Origin of the sequence: Terrabacter terrae, from assembly GCF_039529575.1 — a bacterium.
In the GTDB taxonomy this organism is placed as follows: Bacteria; Actinomycetota; Actinomycetes; order Actinomycetales; family Dermatophilaceae; genus Terrabacter; species Terrabacter terrae.
The window spans coordinates 1176697-1190248 of sequence record NZ_BAAANB010000021.1 but is presented as its reverse complement, the minus strand read 5'-3'; the positions used below and the strand labels follow the sequence as shown (position 1 = coordinate 1190248).

At 70.9% G+C, this 13552-nt stretch carries 16 protein-coding genes and 1 other RNA gene; 9 read left to right on the top strand and 8 right to left on the bottom strand.

Going from position 1 to position 13552, the window contains the following annotated elements; genetic code table 11:
- Nucleotides 1-50: 50 nt before the first annotated feature.
- The 5 genes from ABD194_RS15655 (at nt 51) to ABD194_RS15635 (ending at nt 2521) form a co-directional block, all read left to right on the top strand.
- Nucleotides 51-503 (top strand): hypothetical protein, encoded by a 453-nt coding sequence (locus tag ABD194_RS15655; protein WP_343993005.1) that lies wholly within the window; start codon nt 51-53, stop codon nt 501-503.
- Nucleotides 503-835: a hypothetical protein gene (locus ABD194_RS15650; protein WP_343993003.1), complete on the top strand. Its 333-nt coding sequence runs from the start codon at nt 503-505 to the stop codon at nt 833-835. The genes ABD194_RS15655 and ABD194_RS15650 overlap by 1 nt, the downstream gene beginning before the upstream one ends.
- Nucleotides 836-913: 78 nt before the next feature.
- Entirely contained in the window at nt 914-1882 is a 969-nt protein-coding gene (locus ABD194_RS15645) for a peptidoglycan recognition protein family protein (RefSeq protein WP_343994181.1), read from the top strand.
- A 4-nt stretch (nt 1883-1886) separates the two neighbouring features.
- A complete protein-coding gene (locus ABD194_RS15640) occupies nt 1887-2078 on the top strand; it encodes a hypothetical protein (RefSeq protein ID WP_343993001.1) in 192 nt (63 codons plus the stop codon).
- Nucleotides 2072-2521 (top strand): hypothetical protein, encoded by a 450-nt coding sequence (locus ABD194_RS15635; RefSeq protein WP_343992999.1) that lies wholly within the window; start codon nt 2072-2074, stop codon nt 2519-2521. Before ABD194_RS15640 ends, ABD194_RS15635 begins: the two co-directional genes overlap by 7 nt.
- A gap of 458 nt (nt 2522-2979) precedes the next feature.
- On the opposite strand, the gene ABD194_RS15630 is transcribed toward ABD194_RS15635, so the two are convergent.
- Complete coding sequence (locus tag ABD194_RS15630; RefSeq protein WP_343992997.1) at nt 2980-3219, bottom strand: helix-turn-helix domain-containing protein; 240 nt, start codon at nt 3217-3219, stop codon at nt 2980-2982.
- Between the two features lie 80 nt (nt 3220-3299).
- Nucleotides 3300-3776: a hypothetical protein gene (locus ABD194_RS15625; protein ID WP_343992995.1), complete on the bottom strand. Its 477-nt coding sequence runs from the start codon at nt 3774-3776 to the stop codon at nt 3300-3302.
- Between the two features lie 140 nt (nt 3777-3916).
- Here ABD194_RS15625 and ABD194_RS15620 point away from each other — a divergent pair, with 140 nt between their 5' ends.
- Nucleotides 3917-4150, top strand: a complete 234-nt coding sequence (locus ABD194_RS15620; RefSeq protein WP_343992993.1) for a hypothetical protein — start codon at nt 3917-3919, stop codon at nt 4148-4150.
- 16 nt (nt 4151-4166) lie between these two features.
- On the opposite strand, the gene ABD194_RS15615 is transcribed toward ABD194_RS15620, so the two are convergent.
- The 3 genes from ABD194_RS15615 to ABD194_RS15605 all read right to left on the bottom strand — a co-directional run bounded on the left by ABD194_RS15615 (nt 4167) and on the right by ABD194_RS15605 (nt 7516).
- Nucleotides 4167-4538, bottom strand: a complete 372-nt coding sequence (locus tag ABD194_RS15615) for a hypothetical protein (RefSeq protein ID WP_343992991.1) — start codon at nt 4536-4538, stop codon at nt 4167-4169.
- A 696-nt stretch (nt 4539-5234) separates the two neighbouring features.
- An RNA gene (gene rnpB, locus ABD194_RS15610) (RNase P RNA component class A) lies at nt 5235-5611 on the bottom strand.
- Between the two features lie 105 nt (nt 5612-5716).
- Entirely contained in the window at nt 5717-7516 is a 1800-nt protein-coding gene (locus ABD194_RS15605; protein WP_343992989.1) for a GAF domain-containing SpoIIE family protein phosphatase, read from the bottom strand.
- 66 nt (nt 7517-7582) lie between these two features.
- Here ABD194_RS15605 and ABD194_RS15600 point away from each other — a divergent pair, with 66 nt between their 5' ends.
- Nucleotides 7583-7984 carry an ATP-binding protein gene (locus tag ABD194_RS15600; RefSeq protein WP_343992986.1) on the top strand — a complete coding sequence of 134 codons (402 nt, stop codon included), beginning with the start codon at nt 7583-7585 and terminating at the stop codon, nt 7982-7984.
- A gap of 35 nt (nt 7985-8019) precedes the next feature.
- Here ABD194_RS15600 and ABD194_RS15595 read toward each other — a convergent pair whose 3' ends face one another.
- Both ABD194_RS15595 and ABD194_RS15590 read right to left on the bottom strand, forming a co-directional pair.
- A complete protein-coding gene (locus ABD194_RS15595) occupies nt 8020-8331 on the bottom strand; it encodes an STAS domain-containing protein (protein WP_343992984.1) in 312 nt (103 codons plus the stop codon).
- Nucleotides 8332-8448: 117 nt separating this feature from the next.
- The gene (locus ABD194_RS15590; RefSeq protein WP_343992982.1) at nt 8449-10113 is read right to left on the bottom strand and encodes a peptide chain release factor 3; all 1665 of its coding nucleotides are present in this window, start codon (nt 10111-10113) and stop codon (nt 8449-8451) included.
- 174 nt (nt 10114-10287) lie between these two features.
- Between ABD194_RS15590 and ABD194_RS15585 the strand changes: the two genes are divergently transcribed.
- Entirely contained in the window at nt 10288-11127 is an 840-nt protein-coding gene (locus ABD194_RS15585; protein ID WP_343992980.1) for an RAD23 family protein, read from the top strand.
- A gap of 121 nt (nt 11128-11248) precedes the next feature.
- Here ABD194_RS15585 and ABD194_RS15580 read toward each other — a convergent pair whose 3' ends face one another.
- Nucleotides 11249-12685, bottom strand: a complete 1437-nt coding sequence (locus tag ABD194_RS15580) for an RNB domain-containing ribonuclease (RefSeq protein WP_343992978.1) — start codon at nt 12683-12685, stop codon at nt 11249-11251.
- 117 nt (nt 12686-12802) lie between these two features.
- Here ABD194_RS15580 and ABD194_RS15575 point away from each other — a divergent pair, with 117 nt between their 5' ends.
- Entirely contained in the window at nt 12803-13552 is a 750-nt protein-coding gene (locus ABD194_RS15575; protein WP_343992976.1) for a YaaA family protein, read from the top strand.

Here is a 13552-nt window from a genome sequence, read left to right as displayed (position 1 = left end):
TTCGCAGACTCTACCCAGTTTCGCCCCCTTCTCCTGCAGGAAGAGACCCCATGCCACCTACCCATGCCCCACCGAAGCCACGCGTCCCCACCGCGCTGCTCTCCCACTCCTTCGAGCTCGCGTTCGCGGCGCTCTTCGCGATCCTCGGGTTCGGGCTCCTGGCCCATGGCCACGAGGTCAAGGTCACCACCGTCCAGACCTTGCCCATCCCCCTCGTCATCGCCTGGGAAGTGTGCCTCCTCGCGGGTGGGCCAGCCATGGCGCTCGGGCTGCTGTGGCGTGGCACGGAAACCATGGGGCGTGCCATCGAGACTGCCGGCCTCTCCCTCGGAGCCGGCGCCTGGGTCACCTCCGCCATCACCGTCTGGTGGCTCTCCCCCCACGGCGCGCTCCCGCTCGTCCCGATCGCGGAGGCCTTCACCATCTTCATCGCCTGCATCCTCCGCGCCGTCGCCCTCTACCGCGTCGAGAAGGCAATCACAGCAGCATCTGGCGGTGCCTGATGGGAGAGCTGCTGCCGGCCATCGTCACAGGGCTCCTGGGTGGCGGCTTCATTACCGGCGGCGTCGCCATCTACAGGGCGCGCAAGACCGCCGGGCCCGAGCGCGACTCGATCGTCGTCGGCGGCGCCGAGACCGCCGTGCTGTCCCTGGAGAAGTCCCTCGCCGCTGAGACGAAGCGCGCCGACCGCGCCGAGGCGGCCCTCGTCGAGCGTGACCGGCAGCTCGCCGCCAAGGACGCCCGGATCGCAGCCCTCGAGAAGCGCATCGACACGCTGCAGGCGGCCCTCGACAGCATGCGCGCCGAGCTGCACCAGATCCGCACCGCGACCTGACCGGCCGCATCCAGCCAGGCCCGCCCAGCACTCCGCTGGCGGGCCTTTCTCATGCCCAAGGAGACACCCGTGGCCACCATGCTCACCGAGGACGCGATGCTCGCGGCCCTCGCCAAGTGGGACATCGTCCCCAAGTTCTACCGGCCCGACTGGCGCGACCACGATCGCGACACGGCGCAGGGATGGGGGCCGATCTACGGCTTCATCTGCCACAACTTCGGCTCAGACAACCGGGACCCCGACGCGATCAACTACCTCTACACGGGCGACAACGCCCGGGGGATGCCCGGCCCCCTGAGCCAGCTCGCGATCGACGACGACGGCGAGGTCTGGGTCGTCGGTTGGGGCACGGCCAACCACACCGGCTCCATCGGCGCAGGCCTACTCGACATGGTCAAGCGCGATGCGGCGCCCCTGGACCGCGACGTCGTGCCGAACACGACGTTCAGCAACCGGACGGGCGTACTCGCCATCAACAAGAACTTCATCGGCGTCGAGATGACCTACGGCAAGGCGCCCACGCAGAAGCAGCACGCCTCACTGATCCGCCTGGCCGCCGCCGTCGTGGACGCGCTCGGCCCCGGCTACTCCGGCGGGTCGGTAGTGGGCCACCGCGAGTGCGACTCACAGCGCTCCGACCCCGTCGGCATCCCGATGCACCAGCTCCGCAACGAGATCAACCTCGCCCTCAAGGCCGGACCGGCCGCAACCACCCTGGAAGGACTCTCCATGTCTGACGTCGCAACGCTGCTCGCCGCCATCAACAAGGTCGACGCCAACGTCACCGGCCTGCGCTCCGAGGAGGCCGGCCGCTACAAGGTTGATACGAACCGGCACTCATGGGTGGCGACCGTGCTGACCCAGTTGTCCGGCAAGGTCGGCGTGGACGTCGACGAGCAGGCCATCGCCGCCCAGGTCCTGACCGGGCTGACCCCACAGGTCAGCGACGCCGTCAAGGCCGCCGTGGCCGCCACCCCCGGCGCCGGGATCGACGCGGACACTCTAGCCGCGGCGGTCGTCGCCCAGCTCGGCGCGAAGCTCACCTGACGCGATGACCTACCGGGTCGGCCTGCGCCGCCACGCCGGGGTCGACCCGCGGCACCCGCTCCAGCGGCAGGCGTTCCGCATCCTCGCCACCGCCTACCTCGGCATCGCCGGCTGCGCCCTGCTCGGGGCAGGTCTCGCCGCCGCCGCTGTCGTCCACCTCACCACCCCACCCGCACCCAAGGAGACCCCGTGCTGACCCAGCTCGTCCCGTCCATCATCCGCACCGTCGTGCCGCTGCTCGTCGCGCTCGTCACCGCGCTGCTCGTCAAGGCCGGCATCGACCCCGGCCCCTTCCACGACCTGATCGCGCAGCTCTGTGGCGCCCTGGTCGCGACGGCCTACTACGTCGCGGTCCGCGTCTTCGAGACCCACGTCAAGCCACACCTGGGCTGGTTCCTCGGCTACCCCAAACAGCCCTCCTACGACCCGCCCGCCGCGTCGGAGACCTCCCCGACCGGCGCCGTGGCCACCGAAGGCACAACCGGCATCCCCGCCGGCGAGCCCGTCGACGTCGTGCCCCTCGGCGACAGCGCTGGCGACGCGGCCGCATCCGTGAAGGCCGGCATCGAGAGCATCGCCCAGGACGCGCTGCCCCAGCCCGTGGCCGACCCGCTGCCCCAGGGGACCCACGGCGAGTGACCGTCAGACCGGTGACGTAGCGTCGCCCCTGCGACCACATCGCAACCCGCCGGCCCCGGCGCCCCACGCCCTCACACGGGCCGGCACGAAGCCCCCGCTCACCTCACGGTGGGCGGGGGCTTCTCGCATGTCCGATTCCGTGAAGAACCTGACAAGTCATCCCATTCTCAAGACGCGGCTCTCCGGGCTCGCCAAAATGGGCAGTGGCCACCCGCCCGACCCCACAACCGGCGGGCAGGCTTTGGCGCGCCCAGACTCCCCAACTGCGGCGTGAGGCGCTGCCGTCGGACTCCCATCCCGCGACGGCAGCGCCACCCCTCCGGACTCCCCAGCGCCTTATCGCCACAGTCTCACGCGAACCCCTCTGACTGCGACGAATCTTGAAAGTTCACAGAATTGGGGACGTTAGGGTGTGGGTAGCCGACGCCCCGGTTCCCCCCTGTCCGGGGCGTCGGCGCCTACTCCAGGCGTTGGGCGCCGCGGCCACGACGCTGCACACCCGCCTGGTCCAGCGCCCGCCGCACCGCCGACTGCGTGCGCCCCGTCAGCTCCGCCAGCTCATGAATCGACCGGCCGGCGGCATACTGCTCCGCGCAGAACGCGAGCAGCCGCGCACGTTGCTCTGGCGTCTGCCGCGTCGACGCGGTGCCGACGAACTCGGGCAGCACCTCGAGGACCGGGCGGCCGGGATAGGGCATGACGCCACCGTAGTGCCGCCCGCCTGCAAGAACCCCGCCCGCCGTGATGGTGGGCGGGGCTCTTGGTCTTGCCCGCTACTTCAGAGGCCGAAAGCCACCCCAGGGTGCGTTGGCCGCGCGAGGCCGACCGGTGCTCCCTCCAGCGCGTTCTCACCGTCGGGCACGGTGATGCCAACCAGTCGACCCGCCGAGTTGAAACTCAAGTACATCGTGAGGCCAACCGCGTCCATGGTCACCCTCTGGCTCTCCCGCTGAATAGCACCGGCCCCCTCAAAGAAGCCGATCCAGAAGGCCCCGTCGTGCAGCACGGCATACTCGATCCCGCTCCATCCGCTCAGCGCCGCGGGCGGCAGCGACTGCGTAGCCGAATGGACCAGCAATTCCACGAGCTTGCCAGACCGCGTGGCCCGCAGTTCGATGTCCAGTGTGCCGGCCGTGCTGCGGAACACTCCGAGCTCGGTGCCGACAGGCGGTTCTCCGAAGCGGGTGTGTATGACGTCGGCGTCCTCGTCATACCGTCCGCGGAGCGCGTACCAGCCTTCTTCCTCTTCGGTCACGTTCACCCCTGTCTCAAGCCGCGGGCCTGTCCCGCGGTCGTCCGTCGAAGGTACGACGCTGCACTGACAGCGGTGGGCATAATTGCGACATCTCGCCATCTGAGTAGAACGGATGTTCGAGACCTTGGCAGACTGCTTGCATGGCGGGCGGATCTGGGAAGGGGCACGAGCACCCCATCCCGCCCGTGCCGCCGAGCCGACGCCACGTCTGGGTCCGCGGCCCGCGCGACGCGCCAGGCCCGCACCCTGGCATCCTCCTCGGCTGGGAGCAGCGCGACGGGCAGTGGTTCGCGCTCGTCAGCTACTACCTCGAGGGCGACGGCGTCCTCGCGCAGCAGTGGCTAGCCGCAGAGCTGCTCACCCGCGTCGGCTAGGCCTGCGCAGAAGGCGTCACTCTTCCGCCACGCCTTGCGCTTGTACCTCCACGTCCTCGAGGAAGCGCCGGGCCGCCGAGTCTCCGCCGATTCGAGCCAGGTGCAGGACGGCTACGTCCACGAGCAGCGAGCACGCTCGAGCTCCGGCCTCCGTGTAGGCGCCGGCCTGGTGGACGAACATTTCCGACAGTGCCTCCACCGGGTCCTCGCCGCAGAGCAGATGCGTGTGCACGTCTGCGAAGTAGTTCGGGATGGGCATCTCCTTGATCAGCTCGCACGTCGCAAGCTGGCGAAACGGCTCATCGTCGGGCCCCAGCGCGTTGTCTAGCTTGGCCAGCGCTGTAGCCGTCTTCACAAAGAACGACGCGAGCTCTTCCGGGGTCGCCATTGCTATGCACCCAGCCTCTTCAGGGTGTGACTCGGCAGGCTGAGCCCGACCGGGCTCCGCTCGATGCCCAAACACCAAGCACCCTACCGAGCATCAGTGACGGAGCGGCGCCTCCCTATGCCCGTATATCGCCGCAGAGCGCCCCCGCGTTACGCAGCGCTCGGTCTCTCAGGGAGCAAAAGGGCTCCTTCATCTGGGCTCCGTTGAGCCATAGCGCTCCCCATGGCTTTCGGGTGGAACCGGGCAAAACGGTTCGGTACCGTTTCCAGTGTGGGACGTGAGCCGACGCCAGAGGTGGGCGATGGGCCGGAACGACTACATCTGCTGCAGAGGTGGCTGGATCTCGAGGCGCAATGCGATCGTGAGCTAGCGAACCAGTTCCACCGTGCCAGACACCGATCTGAATCCGCCCCACCGGCCCTCTCTCCAGACATCGAAGGGCTTCTCCTCGCGGCCGAGCGAGCCAAGGCCGCCTACCGGGCCACCAAGAAGTAGCCGTCGAGGACATGCGTCGCGACCGCCGGCGCGCGACAGTTTTCTGGTGCGTGCCAGGTGCGTGAGAGCGCGGCCCGATTGCTCCTCTGGTGCGTGAAGGTGCGTGGCCGCGAGGACGTGATCGGGCCTCCGACTCCCTAACGTTCCCTTCACGTTTCCGCAGGTCAGCACCCATATCGTGCTGGCTGAGCACCGGTTGAGTGGATGAGTCGGCCGATACGCCGGGTTCTGTTCCGCGCCATGGTTGCCCGTGGCGCGGCGACGGCCATCCATCTAGGCCGACCATTGCTGGCCGGCTCGAGCGTCCTACCCGTGCACTCGACCGGGCCGGTCTCGAACGTGCACTGTCTGGACTTGCTCCGGGTGGGGTTTACCGAGCCGCTCCAGTCACCTGGAGCGCTGGTGGTCTCTTACACCACCGTTTCACCCTTACCGGCTGCCGAGGCTGCCGGCGGTCTGTTCTCTGTGGCACTGTCCCGCGGGTCACCCCGGGTGGCTGTTGGCCACCACCCTGCCCTGTGGAGCCCGGACGTTCCTCGGCAGGACCGTGGTCCTGACGCGACCGCCTGGCCGACTCATCCGCCCCCCAGCATAGGGGCGTATGCCATTCGCTGCGTCGCGGTGGGGGTGCCCAGGACGTGTTGGGCGCGTCGACGCCCGTGGCGCCACACCCGACCGTCGGGTCACACCAGGCGGCGCAAGGCCAGCACGGCCACGTCGTCGTGGCGATCGGGGTCCGACACGGCTTCGGCGAGCTTGGCGAGCACCTCGTCCAGGTCGGCCTCGTCGTCGAGCCCGGTGAGCAGCTCCTTTCCCGCCGCCTGCAGGCGCGCCAGTCCGAGCTCGATGCTCTCGCCGCGCCGCTCGATGAGCCCGTCGGTGTAGAGGAGCAGCACGTCACCGACGCAGAAGGCCTCACGCAGGGCCGGGCGCGGGACCTCGCCGAGGCCGTGCACCGGCGAGCCGACCTCCGCGAGGAAGCGGATGCCGCTCTTGTCGACGAGCAGGGGCGGCGGGTGGCCGGCGCGGACGAGGGAGACGACGTCGTGCCGGGGGTCGAAGAGGAGGTAGACGCTGGAGGCCATCTGGGTGGGTGGCTCGGTCGACATGAAGCGGTCCATGGCCCCGGCCAGCGCCTCGGGTTCAGGGTCCTGCGTGGCGAGGACCTTCGCGGCAGAGCGCATGTGGGAGCCGGCGACCGCCGCGTCGACGCCCCGCCCCATGACGTCGCCGAGCACGACGACGACCCGACCGTCCGGCAGGCCCGTCACGTCGTAGTAGTCACCGCCGACGTCGGTGCGCCCGGACTGGCGGTAGACGGTCCCGACCTGCCACCCCTCGAGCTCGGGCAGGTCCTGGGGCATGAGGGTGGCCTGCAGCACTGCGGCAACGCGTCGGGTCTGGGAGTAGAGGTCGGCGTTGTCGATGGCCAGGCCGGCGCGTCGACCGAGGTCTTCGGCGAAGGTGACGTCCTGGGCCGTGTAGCGCCGACCCGACTCTGCGGCAACGAAGCTCAACACCCCGAGCGCCCTGTCCTTGGCCATGAGCGGGACCGTCATGGCGCTTCGCAGCCCCAGCTCGCGGGCCACCCGTAGGTGCTCCTCGTCGCGGGCCGCGGCCACGAGCATCTCGTCGGTGATGGACTCGATCAGGATGCTCTTGCCGGTCCGCACCACCTCCGCCGGGCCGCTCGGCCGGTCCGGGTCGGGCGGCCAGCGGGTCTCGAGATCGCGGGCGAGCGCCACCTTGGCGGGGTCGACGTGGGCGAGGGCGAGGGTGCGCAGCACCCCGTCGTCGACCAGCTGCACCGAGCACCAGTCCGCGTGCGTCGGTACGGCCAGCGAGGCGACCTGGCGCAGCGTCTGCCGATAGTCCAGAGAAGCGGCGAGGGCCTGCGAGGCGTCGGCCAGGAACTGCAGCTGGGCGGCTTGGTCCGCACTGTGCTCCTCGGCCCGTAGCCGAAGCATGGTCTGGGCGCAGACGTCGCTGAGCACCCCGAGCACCCACAGCAGGTCGGGGTCGACGGGTCCGATCCGCCCGTCGAAGCGGAAGCCGAGGGCGCCGACCGACTCCCCGCTCGTGCGCGAGATGAGCGGGAGCGTCACCGAGGACCGCTCCGTCCCGTCGTCGAGCTCAGGATAGCGCGCCAGCAGGTCAGCGCGACTGTGGATGCTGACGACCCGGTTGGTGCGCACCGCCTCGGCCAGCGGCGACCGTTCCGAGACGATGAGGTCGTCCCAGTCCCGGGCGTCGTCGGGGCTGATGCCGTGGGTGGCGATGGTGCGAAGCCGGGTCTTCCCCTCACGCACGGCCAGCACCGACCGAGACGCCCCCATCACGGCCGACGCCCGTTCCGTGATGGTCTCGGTGAGGTCCGAGATCGTCGTGGCCGAGGCCACCTGTGCCGCGATGCGGGCAAGGGCGGCAAGGCGCGGTGAGACGGCCGTCCGCTCGGCCTCCGGGCTCTGCCACGGCACGTTCATGGGCACATCTTTACAGCCAAGGGCCCCAAACGCCCACAGGTCGCGCAGAAGTGGGAGCATGCACGTGTGACAGGATCAGCGTTCGCTTCGGGCAGGGAGCTCGGGTGCGTCGAGTTCGGCCCGGATGACCTGCGTCGCGTGCGCGAGGTCGTGCGCACCATCGCCGCGGAGCGAATCCCTGACCGGGCCGACAACGCAGTGCTTGCGGTGCACGAGGTGGCCGTCAACAGCATCATCCACGGCGGCGGCCACGGGGTCCTGCGCATCGACGAGACCGATGACGCGCTGGTGTTCACCGTCGAGGACGAGGACGGCACGGGCACGGTCCCCCAGCTGGTGTCGGCCGCCGACCACCAGGCGACGAGCGGCCGGGGGCTGTGGATCGCCCAGCGCCTGAGCGACCAGCTCGTCATCGACGCCCGCCCCAGCCACACGCGCGTCCGGGTGCACCTGTCCCTCGTCTCCTGATCCGTTCCCTCGGCTCCCTCGGCAGCCGGCGAAGCTCAGCAGGCGACCGGGACCACGTCGATGACCTGGTCGATGCTCATCAGCCTCATCAGCTGCAAGGGCATCCCCGTGCAGACCAGCTCGAGCCGGGCACCCGCGGCGACCACACGGCGGTGGAGCGAGATGATGGCACCGATCCCCGAGGAGTCGAGGAAGGTGACATCCCGGAGGTCGACGACCACTTTGGCGCCGGTCGTGGCAACGACCTTGTCGAAGGCCCGACGGACCTCCGGCACGGTGTAGGTGTCGATCTCGCCGGACAGGCGGACCGTGGCCACGCCGTCAGACTCTGAGACCTGGGCGTTCACGTCGTGTCCTTCCCCCCCTGAATGGCGACCCTGCCCACGTTAGGCGCTCGACGGGCCGCGCGGGAGAAAGCGACGAAAGACCGAGACCGGAAATCGGCGACCGGACCCAGGCGGCTCTCAGCCGAAGATCGGCGTCAGGCTCTCGGCCGGCAGGTCTCGCTCGACCGAGGCGAGGCGCCACTTGTCGGCGAACACCGCCAGGTGCACCCCGTCCGCCCTCGTCAGCACCTCGGCGCCGCTGCGGCTGTCGACGATCGGGATGGCCACAGGGGTGACGGCGCGCGCCACCGAGTAGGCCAGCGACTCGAGCCGGATCGGTGCCCCGAACTCGTGCTCCATCCGGTGACTCGCGACGTCGAACTGCATCGGGCCCACGGCGGCCAGCACTGGCGCCTGGGCGCCACGCCGGTCGGACTGCAGCACCTGCACGACGCCCTCCTCGCCGAGCTGCTCGATCCCGCGACGGAACTGCTTCTGCTTGCCCGTCACGGCGGCGCGCGCCACCGCGAAGTGCTCGGGAGCGAACAGCGGGATGCGGGGGAAGGCGACCTTCTCCTCGGCGAAGAGCGTGTCACCGACGCGCAGCGCGTTGGCATTGACGAGGCCGATGACGTCCCCGGGGAACGCCTCGTCGAGCGTGGACCGGTCGCGTCCGAAGACGCTCTGCGCGTATTTCGTCGCGAAGGGACGTCCCGTCTCGGCGTGCGTGACCACCATGCCGCGGGTGAAGCGGCCCGAGCAGACCCGCACGAAGGCGAGCCGGTCGCGGTGCGCGCGGTCCATGCCCGCTTGGATCTTGAAGACGAACCCGGAGAACGGCGCGCTCACGGGGCGCGGCGCCCCGGACCGGTCGGGGCGCGCGTCCGGAGCGGGAGCCAGCTCCACCAGGGTGTCGAGCAGCTGGCGTACCCCGAAGTTGAGGACGGCCGAACCGAACAGCACCGGCGACGCGGCGCCCGACAGGAACAGCTCGTGGTCGTAGTCGTGGCCGGACGAGCGCAGCAGGTCGTACTCCTCGACGGCGTCGGTCCACACCGAGCCGAGCAACCGCTCCGCCTCCGCGGCGCTGATTCGCGTGGTGATCGCCTCGGTGGCGCCGCCCGGCGTACGCGTGAACTGCACGAAATCGCCGGTCGCGCAGTCGAGCACCCCGTGGAAGTCACCGGCGACACCGACCGGCCACGTCAGCGGCATGGGGTGCAGGTCGATCCGCGTCGTCAGCTCGTCCATGATCGCGAGCGCGTCGAGCCCGGGGCGGTCCCACTTGTTGACGACCGTGATGACGGGCACCCCGCGGGCGCGGCAGACCTCGAACAGCTTGAAGGTCTGCGGCTCGATCCCCTTGGCCGCGTCGACGAGCATCACGGCGGCGTCGACGGCGGCCAGCACGCGGTAGGTGTCCTCCGAGAAGTCCGCGTGGCCGGGCGTGTCCAGGAGGTTGACGACCGTGCCGTCGTAGGCGAACTGCAGGACGGCCGAGGTGATGGAGATGCCCCGGTCCTTCTCCATGTCCATCCAGTCGGAGACGACGCCGCGGCGGTTTCCCTTGCCGTGCACCGCGCCGGCCTCGCCGATGGCATGCGCGTGCAGCGCCAGCGCCTCGGTCAGGGTCGACTTGCCGGCGTCGGGGTGCGAGATGACCGCGAAGGTGCGCCGGCGGGCTGCCTCGGCGGCTACCTCGCCCGCCTCTCCCCCGTGGCGGCGTGACTCGCGGCGCTCCGATGCCTCCCCGGCCTCTCGGTGGTCGGTCAGCTCGGGCGCGTGCAGGGCGGTGGTGTCCATGGTCCTCCAGTGATCGCCACCGAGTGTGTCACCGGAGCGCACCATCCCCCGCATCGGCATACCCGTCGACGGGTGGGACAGGTGACACAGGTCACAACGCGGGCGGATCGCAAACGATTCCCCGCTGCCGTTCGTTCCAACCTGGACGAACACGCCGCAACCGACTTCGGGACCATGACGCACCAGCCAGCTGAAGACCTGACCGCCCCCAGACCCGGCTCCGCGCCACACGCAGACGACACCCAGCACGACACCCGGCACGACACAGCGCGCGACCCGCAGATCGGTGCGCGGGCCGACGACGCGCCTCGGAAGAAGCTGCTCGACCTCTCGCTGAGCCAGCTGCTGGCCGGGTCCATGGCGGCCGCGACGGCCGCGGCCCTCGGCTCGCGCCTCGGTGTCGCCGGCACCATCACCGGCGCAGCAGTGCTGAGCATCGTCTCCGCCATCGCGGCGAACGTCTACACCAACTCGATGGCCCGCGCCCGCGACGCCGTCGTGGTCGTGCGTTCGCGCCGGCTCGCCGACGGCCGCGTCGTGCAGGTGGCGACCGAGAAGGTCGCGACGCCCCGCGACGCCGCCCGCGAGGGCAGCTGGTGGCAGCGGCTGGACAGGGCGACGACGCGCCGGCTGCTGCTCATGGCCGCCGCGGTCTTCGCCATCGCCGCCGTCGTCATCACGGTTCTGCAGCTGACCACGGGCGCGCAGGTGACCGGCACCGACATCGGCACCCGCACGTCGGTCAGCCGCGTCCCGTCGCCCGGCAGCTCCCCCGGCGGCGTCGTGCCCACGCACTCTGACGCGACGTCGCCCGTGTCCACGCCAACCACGTCCGAGCCGGCGACGGCACCGACGACGTCCCAGCCGGTGACGACCCCGGATGGTCCTCCCGTCACGACGGATCCGGCCACGCCGGCGCCCTCGGTCACGGCGCCAGGTCCCGCTCCTGCCTCCACGGCGCCGTCGGAGGCAGCCACGCCGCCCGAGGCCGCTCCCGCTCCGACCGCTCCCTGACCACTCCCTGCCCTCCTGAGCTGGCACGAGAAGGCACCCCGACTGGGCGCGGACGCCGTGGGCGGCCACTCCGACGGGGCGTGCCGGCATATGCCAGCAGCTGGCGCCGGAAGCTCTCGTCTCAGACGACGGTCAGCGTGATGGTTCCGGTCGTCACGTCGGCCGCCTCCACGCGTACCGACACGGTGGCGCCCGCCTTCGCACTCCCGCCCGCCTTGGCGACGACGGCGAGGTCGATCAGCTGCACGACGACACCCTTGCTGTTCTCCTCGACCACGACCGCCTCCAGCGTGCGGCCGAGGTAGGGCCGCAGCTCGGCCGCCTCGACGGCATCGGTGCACGCACGTTCCACACCGTTGGCGCGCCGGTCCGAGGCCACCATGATCTCGGGCAGCGTGGGCAGCGCCTCGCGGACCCACGCGGGCACCGGCTCACCGGAGGAGAGCGCCTCGCACACGACGAGGCCGAAGCGGTCGACCAGCCGACGCAGCGGCGCCGTCACGTGGGCGTACGGGTTCGCGACTGCCGCGTGCAGGGGCTGCTCGGGCAGCGATCCCTCGAAGGGCGTGTAGCCGGCGCCCCGGAAGAGCGCGGTCGCCTCGTGGATGAGGGCCAGGTGCCGCGGGTCGGTGCGGTCCAGCGTGCGGAGGAACTCGCCGTACGCGAGGTGCTCGGGCCACGGGACGCGCGCGGCGACTGCCTGGCGGCGGAAGCGCGCGAGGTCGCGCGGATCGGGAGGGGGCATCGTGCGCAGGATGCCCACCTTGCCCCGGAGCATCAGGTCCGCCGCGCCCATCCCGGTGAGGAGGGAGATCTGGGCGTTCCAGTCCTCGGCCGCCAGCACCGGACGGAAGGAGATGCGGAAGGTGCCCTCCTCGCCCTCCTCGACCTCCTGCTCGGGCATCGGCAGGCTGGCCCCGCCACGCGCCCGCTCGAGCAGGACCCGCTTCTCGCCGACCTCCTTGAGCAGGACGAGGCACTCCTCGGCGGTGCCGGCGTCGACCTCCTTCTGCACCTGCTCGTAGTCGTAGCGCCGGACGCTGCGCACCATCGCGCGATAGACCTCGACGGCGGTCCCCTCGCCGTCTGCGGCGAGGGTGATGTCCCAGACGAACGCCGGTCGCACCTCGTCGGGCAGCAGGCTGGCCGCCCCCTCGCTCAGCTCGGACGGGTGCAGCTGGATGCGCTCGTCGGGGCAGTAGACCGTCTGGCCGCGGCGGCGCGCCTCGGTGTCGACGGCTCCCCCGGCACGGACGAAGGCCGGCACGTCGGCGATGGCGTAACGCACCCGGTAGCCGTCGCCGCGGCGCTCGATCGACATCGCCTGGTCGAGGTCCATCGAGCCGGGTGGGTCGATGGTCACGAACGGGACGGCCGTCTCGTCCCGCTCGGGAAGCCTGGCTGCGCCGGCGGCTGCGGCGGCCTCGGCGACGACGTCCGGCGGGAACTCGTCGGCAACCTCGAACTCCCGGCGCACCGCCTCGAAGCGCTCCGTGAGCTGCTGTGCCACCCCACCGGGCTGCGGCGCCGGGCGGAAGACGATGTGTCGATTGGCCATGGCGCCACCCTATGCACGCCGTCGGCGGCACAGCCCGTGGCGCGCCAGACCCTCCCTCGGCCGCCGACACGCGGGAGCAATCGGACATCGGTCCCCAGGTTGCCTAGGCTGGCCCCCGTGCTCATCCTGCTCCCGCCGTCCGAGGGCAAGATCCCACCCCGGCGCGGACGCTCCCTCGACCTGTCCTCCCTCTCCTTCCCGCAGCTGACGCCGCTGCGCGAGTCGGTGGTCGAGACAGTGGCCCGACTGAGCGCTGAGCCGGACGCGGCCGGCCTGCTCGATGTCAACCCCAACCTCGTGGACGACCTCGACCGCAACACCCGCCTGCTCACCGCACCCACCGCGACGGCCTCGAACGTCTACAGCGGCGTGCTCTACCAGGCCCTCGACCTCGACTCGCTCGACGCCGCCTCGAAGCGACGAGCGAACCGCTGGGTCGTCGTCGTGTCGGCCCTCTTCGGAGCTCTGCGGCTCTCCGACCGCATCCCCGCCTATCGCGTCAACATCTGCAGCACCCTCCCCGGGGTCGGGCACCTCTCCACGGAGTGGCGCCGTGAGGTCACAGCAGCGCTCGAGCCGTCGGTCAAGTCGCGCGAGCTCGTCGTCGACTGCCGGTCGAGCACGTATGCCGGCGTGTGGCGTCCCACGGGCGAGCGCGCCGAGCGCTGGGTGCACGTGACGGTCCCGGGCGCCTCGCACATGGCCAAGCACACCCGGGGGCTGGTGGTCCGCCGGCTGGTCCAGGCCGAGGCGCCGCGCACGCCGCAGGGACTCGCCGAGAGCCTGTCGGCGGCGTTCGACGTCGAGCTCACCGCGCCGGCGCGGCCGGGCCGGCCGTGGCAGCTGGCCACCACGCCGAGGGCCTGA